6 protein-coding genes, 1 tRNA gene and 1 pseudogene are annotated in these 4,564 nt (G+C 69.2%); 1 reads left to right on the forward strand and 7 read right to left on the reverse strand.

All coding sequences use genetic code 11. The features are described from left to right. From KME77_RS11460 to KME77_RS11480, 5 genes and pseudogenes are all read right to left on the reverse strand, one after another. Window positions 1–291, reverse strand: a pseudogene (locus tag KME77_RS11460) (50S ribosomal protein L1); the annotation flags it as partial. Window positions 292–350: 59 nt separating this feature from the next. Next, a complete protein-coding gene (gene rplK, locus KME77_RS11465) occupies window positions 351–782 on the reverse strand; it encodes a 50S ribosomal protein L11 (RefSeq protein ID WP_219465579.1) in 432 nt (143 codons plus the stop codon). 124 nt (window positions 783–906) lie between these two features. Beyond that, window positions 907–1,719, reverse strand: coding sequence for a transcription termination/antitermination protein NusG (gene nusG / locus KME77_RS11470; RefSeq protein WP_219465580.1), 813 nt, complete (start codon window positions 1,717–1,719; stop codon window positions 907–909). A gap of 89 nt (window positions 1,720–1,808) precedes the next feature. After that, window positions 1,809–2,054: a preprotein translocase subunit SecE gene (gene secE / locus KME77_RS11475; RefSeq protein WP_219465582.1), complete on the reverse strand. Its 246-nt coding sequence runs from the start codon at window positions 2,052–2,054 to the stop codon at window positions 1,809–1,811. A 76-nt stretch (window positions 2,055–2,130) separates the two neighbouring features. Then, window positions 2,131–2,203, reverse strand: a tRNA-Trp gene (locus tag KME77_RS11480). 158 nt (window positions 2,204–2,361) lie between these two features. Between KME77_RS11480 and KME77_RS11485 the strand changes: the two genes are divergently transcribed. Next, window positions 2,362–3,570, forward strand: coding sequence for a pyridoxal phosphate-dependent aminotransferase (locus tag KME77_RS11485; protein ID WP_219465584.1), 1,209 nt, complete (start codon window positions 2,362–2,364; stop codon window positions 3,568–3,570). 16 nt (window positions 3,571–3,586) lie between these two features. On the opposite strand, the gene KME77_RS11490 is transcribed toward KME77_RS11485, so the two are convergent. After that, window positions 3,587–4,087: a hypothetical protein gene (locus tag KME77_RS11490; protein ID WP_219465586.1), complete on the reverse strand. Its 501-nt coding sequence runs from the start codon at window positions 4,085–4,087 to the stop codon at window positions 3,587–3,589. 43 nt (window positions 4,088–4,130) lie between these two features. Beyond that, a partial coding sequence (locus KME77_RS11495; protein ID WP_219465590.1) for a hypothetical protein occupies window positions 4,131–4,564 on the reverse strand: 434 nt, incomplete at its 5' end.

The following is a 4,564-nucleotide window of genomic DNA, read 5'->3' on the forward strand; positions in this document are numbered from 1 at the left end:
GTCGGCGCCGACGATGTCGGCGCCCGCCTCGCGGGCTGCCTCGGCACGGTCACCGGTCGCGAAGACCAGGACCCGGGCGGTCTTGCCGGTGCCGTGCGGGAGGTTGACCGTGCCGCGCACGATCTGGTCGGCCTTGCGAGGGTCGACGCCCAGTCGCAGCGCCACCTCGACGGTCGAGTCGAACTTGGTGGTGGACGTCTGCTTGGCCAGCTTCGCGGCCTCGACGGGGGTGTAGAGCTTGTCGCGATCGACCTTGGCCGTCGCGTCCTTGTGCGCCTTGCTGCGCTGCATTGGTGTCTCCTTGTGGTGTGCGGGCCGGCTTCGCGGCCCTCCCACGGATCAGGGAAGGGTCAGTCGGCGACGGTGATGCCCATCGACCGGGCGGTGCCGGCGATGATCTTCTCGGCCGCCTCGATGTCGTTGGCGTTGAGGTCGGGCATCTTGGTCTCGGCGATGCTGCGAAGCTGCTCGCGGCTCAGCTTGCCGACCTTCTCCTTGTGCGGGACCGCGCTGCCCTTGTCGAGGCCCAGAGCCTTCTTGATCAGCTCGGGCGCCGGCGGCGTCTTCGTGATGAAGACGAAGCTGCGGTCCTCGAAGATGGTGATCTCGACGGGGATGATGTTGCCCCGCTGGGCCTCCGTCGCAGCGTTGTACTGCTTGACGAAGTCCATGATGTTGACGCCGTGGGGACCGAGGGCGGTACCCACCGGGGGAGCCGGGGTGGCCTGGCCAGCGGGAAGCTGGACCTTCACCAACGCGGCGATCTTCTTCTTCGGAGGCATGTGTCCTTCTCCGGGTCCTTTTTGTGATGCCGTCCGGTCCGCCGGTTGCGGCCCGGACATGTCGGAGGCCGCCCTTGCCAACGCGGCAGGCGGCCAGCCGAACGTCTAAGTGTATGTGATCGTCTCAGATCTTCGAGACCTGGTTGAACGACAGCTCGACCGGGGTCTCGCGGCCGAAGATCGAGACGAGCACCTTGAGCTTCTGCGACTCGGGGCTGATCTCGCTGACCGAGGCGGGAAGCGTGGCGAACGGGCCGTCCATGACCGTGACGGACTCGCCGATCTCGAACTCGACGGTCGGCCCGGTGCTGGTCTTGGCGGCGGCCTTCTTGCTCTCCTCGGTCGGCTCGGGCGCCAGCAGTTTGGCGACCTCGTCGAGGTTGAGCGGGCTCGGCTTGTTGGACAGGCCCACGAAGCCGGTCACGCCGGGCGTGTTACGGACGGCGGCCCAGGACTCGTCGGTCAGCTCCATGCGCACCAGCACGTAGCCGGGCAGCACGCGCTCCTTGACGGGCACCTTCTTGCCGCTCTTGAACTCCTGGACGGTGTGCGTGGGCACCTCGACCTGGAAGATGTAGTCCTCCATGTTGAGCGAGACGTTGCGGCTCTCGATGTTGGACTTCACCCGGTTCTCGTAACCGGCGTAGGAGTGGATCACGTACCACTCGCCGAGCTGGCCCCGGAGCGAGCGCTTGAACTCCTCGACGGGATCGACGTCAGGCTCAGGCTCGATGTCACCGTCTTCGACCGCGGCAGCCTCGTCGGCGACCTGCTCGTCGTCCTCGTCGCTGTCCGCCTGCTCGTCGTCGTCCTCGTCGCTGTCGGCGACGTCGGAGTCGAGCTCGTCGACGGTCTCCTCGGCGGCCTCAGCGGCCTCCTCCGACTCGTCGCCCCACTCGTCGCGGGGCTCGTCCGCCGGTACTGAAGACTCGGACACGGTGACTTTTCCTCTTTCGTCGATGGTTCCGTCGAATCGAATGGCCACTCCGTCAGGCGAGACCAGGACAGGACCGGCGGGCGTCCGGATCAGGATCCGCCGAAGACGCGCAGCACGGCCCAGCCGAGCGCGGCGTCGAGCCCGTACACGATCGCGACCATGATCAGAACGAATATCAGAACGACCGTGGTGTAGGTGATGAGGTCCTTGCGTGTCGGCCAGATGACCTTACGCAGCTCGGTGACGACCTGCCGGTAGAAAAGGGCCGGCGAGGTGCGTGTCTTCTTCTCGCCACTCGGCCTGTCTGCGGTCTCGCCGCGCGTGTCGATCGCCACAGTCCTCACCCGAATCTGTCGTATCCAACGCAGTTTGCGGCGCGCTTACACGCCAAGCTTGCGCGGACCGCACTCGCAGGGCACGAGGGACTCGAACCCCCAACCGCCGGTTTTGGAGACCGGTGCGCTACCAATTGCGCCAGTGCCCTATGTCGCCAACCACACTACCCTGATCGGCTCACTGCCTGGACCGAGCCGCACGTCGACATGCGGCGGCACGACCAGGCGAAAGTGTATCGGGGGAATGGCCTCCACGTCGAACCAGAACCCGATCGCCCAGGTCACGCCCGCATGGGAGCATGGGGCCATGTCCTCTCGACCTCGTATTTCCACCCGGATCGCCGCAATTTCCGAGTCCGCCACACTCGCCGTCGACTCCAAGGCGAAGGCGATGAAGGCGGCCGGCCGCCCCGTCATCGGCTTCGGAGCAGGCGAGCCCGACTTCCAGACGCCCGGCTACATCGTCGACGCGGCGGTCGAGGCGGCCCGCGAGCCCCGCTTCCACAAGTACACGCCCGCCGGCGGTCTGCCCGAGCTGAAGAAGGCGATCGCCGCCAAGACGGCGCGCGACTCCGGCTACCAGGTCGACGCCGCGCAGGTCCTGGTCACCAACGGCGGCAAGCAGGCCGTGTACGAGGCGTTCGCCACGCTGCTCGACCCGGGCGACGAGGTCCTGGTCGTGGCGCCCTACTGGACGACATACCCGGAGGCGATCAAGCTCGCCGGCGGCGTGCAGGTGGACGTCGTCACCGACGAGACGTCGGGTTACCTCGCGAGCGTCGAGCAGCTGGAGGCGGCGCGCACGGAGCGCACCAAGGTCCTGCTGTTCGTCTCGCCGTCGAACCCGACGGGCGCCGTCTACTCGCGCGAGCAGACCGAGGCGATCGGCCGCTGGGCCGCCGAGCACGGCCTGTGGGTGGTCACCGACGAGATCTACGAGCACCTCGTGTACGGGGGCGCGGAGTTCACCAGCATCGCCACGGCCGTCCCCGAGCTGGGCGACCGGGTCGTCGTCCTCAACGGCGTGGCCAAGACGTACGCGATGACCGGCTGGCGGGTGGGCTGGCTGATCGGCCCGTCCGACGTGGTCAAGGCCGCGACGAACCTGCAGTCGCACGCCACCTCCAACGTCTCGAACGTGGCCCAGGCGGCCGCCCTCGCGGCGGTCTCCGGCGACCTGTCGGCGGTGGCGGAGATGCGCACGGCGTTCGACCGGCGGCGACAGGCGATGGTGCGGCTGCTGAACGAGATCCCGGGCGTGTTCTGCCCCGAGCCGAAGGGGGCGTTCTACGCCTACCCGTCGGTCAAGGAGCTGCTCGGCAAGGAGCTGCGCGGCCGTCGCCCGCAGACGTCGGGTGAGCTGGCGGAGCTGATCCTGGAGGAGGCGGAGGTCGCGGTCGTGCCCGGCGAGGCGTTCGGGACGCCCGGATATTTCCGCCTTTCGTACGCGCTGGGGGACGACGATCTGGCGGAGGGCGTCAGCCGCCTGAACAAGCTCCTCTCGGAGGCGCGCTAGCCGCCGGCCGGGGAGGTCAGCGGATCTTCGCCGCGACCTTCTCGATCTGCTTGGCGAGCCCGGGCGTGGCGCCGATGTAGACAGCGGTGCCGGGCCGTTCCATCCACATGAAGTTGCTCAGCCCGCCCCGCGTACGCCAGCGCAGGGCGGGTTTGCCGTGGTAGGCGCGCAGGCTCGACCGGCTGACCAGGGTCGCGAACCGCTCGGCCGACCGCACCCCGCACACCACGCCGATCAGCAGCTCCTCGTCGTTGTGGCGCCAGCGCGCGCCGTGCACCTCAAGCTGCTCGCGCAGGGACTTCACGCGGCCGAACGTCCCCGCCCACTCCACCCCGGCGGGCAGGTGGCCGACGGAGACCGAATCGGAGCCGCAGGTCAGCGACATCTCCTCGGTCACGGCGGCCTGGGTGGGCCGTGGCTCGGGCGTCTTCTTCGCGGTGGGCCTCTCGGCGGCGCCGCAGGCGGCCACGGCGAACGTCAGCACGGACACGAGGAAGACCGCCGCCCGGCGTCGCATCCGTCCTCCCGTGACTTCGTGTGTAATACCGCAGAAAAGGCCCCTAGTCTCCTACAGGACCTTTCACCGAAGCGGCAACACGGAGCAGTTCTTCGCTCAAGTTTCCGCCGACCCGGATCCACACGCCGGTCCCCGGCCGCTCCAGCCAGGCGATCGCCAGGCCGCCCTGTGCCCTGCCGACCAGGGCGGGCCTGCCGCGCAGGATGATCCGCCTGGGGTCACGCGGCAGGGTGCGGGCGCCGCGCTCGACCCGCACCTCCACGAAGCGGTCCTCCGAGGCGAACCTGGCCCAGGCGCCCTGGCCGGGTTCGAGGGCGCCGCCGCGGACGCGCCGCAGCCCGTCGGGCAGGTACGTGAGCCACAGGTCGTACGAGACGACCGCGATCCTCCGGGCCGGCGGAGGGGGCGCGACCGCCGCCGCCTGCACCGGGACGGGCGCCTGCGCCGCGGGGGGGTGCGGGCGGCCGGACCCCCGGG

It is taken from the genome of Nonomuraea rhizosphaerae (genome assembly GCF_019396405.1).
Taxonomy (GTDB): domain Bacteria; phylum Actinomycetota; class Actinomycetes; order Streptosporangiales; family Streptosporangiaceae; genus Nonomuraea; species Nonomuraea rhizosphaerae.